Origin of the sequence: Roseomonas chloroacetimidivorans (genome assembly GCF_049629625.1) — a bacterium.
In the GTDB taxonomy this organism is placed as follows: Bacteria; Pseudomonadota; Alphaproteobacteria; order Acetobacterales; family Acetobacteraceae; genus Roseomonas; species Roseomonas chloroacetimidivorans.
Map to the genome: position 1 here is coordinate 1 of NZ_JBNBZS010000218.1, position 2676 is coordinate 2676.

At 69.1% G+C, this 2676-nt stretch carries 3 protein-coding genes; all 3 read left to right on the top strand.

The features are described from left to right. Positions 1 to 878 (top strand): Mu transposase domain-containing protein (locus tag ACO1BU_RS36735; protein WP_424140801.1); only part of this gene is annotated, 878 nt, incomplete at its 5' end. 86 nt (positions 879 to 964) lie between these two features. Continuing rightward, positions 965 to 2311 (top strand): IS5 family transposase, encoded by a 1347-nt coding sequence (locus ACO1BU_RS36740; protein WP_424140802.1) that lies wholly within the window; start codon positions 965 to 967, stop codon positions 2309 to 2311. A 49-nt stretch (positions 2312 to 2360) separates the two neighbouring features. After that, positions 2361 to 2676, top strand: a 316-nt coding sequence (locus tag ACO1BU_RS36745) for an ATP-binding protein (RefSeq protein ID WP_424140803.1), incomplete at its 3' end; no start/stop codon positions are given.

Below are 2676 nucleotides of genomic sequence, written 5' to 3' on the forward strand. Positions count from 1 at the left end.
CCTACCTGGAGATGGCGGAGTACTACGGCACCACCATCCTGCCGGCCCGGCCCGGCAAGCCGCGCGACAAAGCCAAGGTTGAGCAGTCGGTGTTGCTGGCCGAGCGCTGGATCATGGCGCGGCTGCGGAATGCCCGGTTCTTCTCCCTGGCCGAGCTCAATGCCGCCATCACCATCCTGACCGCAGAGCTGAATGCCCGGATCATGCGGGGCTTTGGCGCCAGCCGGGCAGAGCTTTTCGCCAGCCTGGATGCGCCGGCCCTGCGTCCGCTGCGGGCGCCGCCCTATGCCTTTGCCCGTTGGAAACGCTGCCGGGTCGGGCTGGACTATCATGTCGAGGCCGACGGCCATTGGTACTCGGTGCCGTTCCGCCTGATCCGCCAGCTGGTCGACCTCTGCATTGGCGAGGCGACCCTTGAGGTGTTCCAAAAGGGCGAGCGGGTGGCCAGCCATGCCCGGGTGCCGAACCGGCGGGGCCACACCACCATCCCCGAGCACATGCCGAACGCGCATCGTCGCCACGCCCAGTGGACGCCGGCGCGGCTGCTGGAGGAGGCCGGCAAGGTCGGGCCTTCGACCGCGGCGTTGTGCGAGGCGGTCATGGCGGCGCGGCCACATCCCGAGCAGGGTTTCCGGACCTGCCTCGGCATCCTCGGCCTGGCCCGGACCTATGGCGCCGCGCGGCTCGAGGCGGCCTGTGGCCGCGGCATCGGCATCGGCATCCGCGCCCGCACCGTCACCTCCATCCGCTCCATCCTCCAGACCGGCCTCGACCGGGCCTGCCTGGGAGAGGAGCCGGACCGCCTGCCGCCGCCGTTGCACGGCAACATCCGTGGCGGCGGCTACTTCGTCGGCCTTGAACAACCAGCAACCCGTTGATCTGGGGCAGGAAAGCTCAGGATTTGGGATGCTGGAATTGCAGGGTTTTGTTGGAATGAGGTGCTATTCCTGCGATTGTGGCGGGCATGAAGCACCGTTCCCGCCCGGCTGAGCAGGACGACCTGCTACGCCCACGCCTGGTCGACATGATCGATGGACGGCACGAGTTGGTCCGGCTGGCGGCGCTGATCGACTGGTCCTGGTTCGAGCAGGAATGGGCCGGCTTCTTCCCGGCTGGCGAGGGGCGGCCCGCCATCCATCCGCGGCTGGTCGCCGGGCTGATGTACCTCCAGCACGCCTACGGGCTCTCTGATGAGGCTGTCCTCGCCCGCTGGGTGGAGAACCCCTACTTCCAGCACTTCACCGGCGAGACCTTCTTCCAGCACCGCCCGCCCATCCACCCGTCCTCGCTCAGCCGCTGGCGCGGCCGCATCGGCGAGGAGGGTGTGGAGTGGCTGCTGACCAAGACCATCGAGGCGGGCCGGGCCTCGGGTGCCGTGTCGGAACGGAGCCTCTCCGAGGTCGCGGTGGACACCACCGTGATGGAGAAGGCCATCGCGCATCCCACTGACAGCCGCCTCTACGAGAAGGCGCGCCGCTCCCTGGTGGCGCTGGCCCACAAGGCCGGGCTCACCTTGCGGCAGAACTACAACCGCTTGGCGCCACGCCTGGCAGCGCAAGCGGGGCGGCACGCCCATGCCCGGCAGTTCCGGCGCATGCGCAAGGCGCTGCGGACCTTGAAGGGCTACACGGGGCGCGTCCTGCGCGACATCGGCCGCAAGATCGGCGCCGTACCCGAGGGGCGGCTGCGGACACGGATCGAAGAACGCATGGCCCTCGTCACCCGCTTGCTGCGACAGCCGCCGAGGAGCCCGCGCAAGCTCTACGCCTTGCACGAGCCGCAAGTGGACTGCATCTCCAAGGGCAAGGCCCGTGTCCGCTACGAGTTCGGCACCAAGGTCAGCATTGCCACGACGCTCGCCGGGGGCTTCGTCGTGGGCATGCGCTCCATGCCCGGCAATCCCTATGACGGGCATACTCTCGCCGACACCCTCCAGCAGGTCGAGACCCTCACCGGATCCTGCCCCAGCCTTGCCGTGGTCGATCGCGGCTACCGCGGCCATGGGGTGCAGGGTAGCCGGGTGCTCATCAGCGGCACGCGCCGCGGCCTCACGCCGAGGCTGACGAGACTGCTCCGCCGCCGCAGCGCCATCGAACCCGAGATCGGCCACATGAAGACCGACGGACATCTCGCCCGCTGCGCCCTCAAGGGTACCCTCGGCGACGCCCTCTACGCCGTCCTCTGCGGCTGCGGGCACAACATCCGCAAGATCCTCGTCCACCTCCGGGCCCTCTTGGCCGCCATCCTCGCCAGCCTCATCCAGGCACTCGACCGGACAAACCGGATCCCAGTCACAGCCCGCGCGGCCTGAAGGGGTTATTCAAGGCCGACTACTTCCACTGACCCCGAGAGGAGAGCCCATGCTCGTCCATCCCACCCATGAGCGGCTGATCGCGCTCGGCCTGGCCGGCATGGCCAAAGGCTTTGAGGACCAGCGACGATCCCCCGACATCGCCGCCCTGACCTTCGAGGAGCGCCTCGGCCTGCTGGTCGACCGCGAGGCGGCCGAGCGGGAAACCCGGCGCCTGACGACCCGGCTCAAACACGCGGCACTCCGCCACAATGCCAGCATCGAGGACGTCGACCTGCGCACCCCGCGCGGCCTCGACCGGGCGCTGTTCCAGAAGCTGGTCGCAGGCGACTGGATCGACCGCCATGAGGGGCTGCTGGTCACCG

What these genes read in the sequence shown, in the direction of transcription:
- ACO1BU_RS36740 (WP_424140802.1), top strand. Translation starts at nt 965, where the DNA reads ATGAAGCACCGTTCCCGCCCGGCTGAGCAGGACGACCTGCTACGCCCA.